The sequence below is a fragment of the Anaerobacillus sp. 1_MG-2023 genome (assembly GCF_030547345.1).
Lineage (GTDB): Bacteria > Bacillota > Bacilli > Bacillales > Guptibacillaceae > Guptibacillus > Guptibacillus hwajinpoensis_B.
Window position 1 is genome coordinate 1 of the sequence record NZ_JAUORD010000278.1, and the last position, 233, is coordinate 233.

Consider the following 233-nt stretch of genomic DNA (forward strand, 5'->3'; position numbering starts at 1 on the left):
TTTAATTGATCCAACTGTTTATTAAAATCTACCTGCCATGTGATTTCGGTAGCGTTATAAGAACGATCAGGCGTTCCCTTTTTATCAATTGTAGAACCAGCTTTTGGATCAAATTGTACTGGAACGGATGTTACCACTTCACCCTTTACCGGGAAATCAATGATCTGGTTGACGCTACCAGTAAGTGTCTCACTAAAAATCGATTCGAATTGAACTTTACCTTCAATATTCGA

The 233-nt window shown here is 37.8% G+C and carries 1 protein-coding gene; it reads right to left on the bottom strand.

Annotation, left to right across the window (positions count from 1 at the left end; genetic code table 11):
* The coding region (locus tag Q4550_RS24165; RefSeq protein ID WP_303536813.1) for a hypothetical protein at window positions 1–233 on the bottom strand (233 nt) is incomplete at both ends.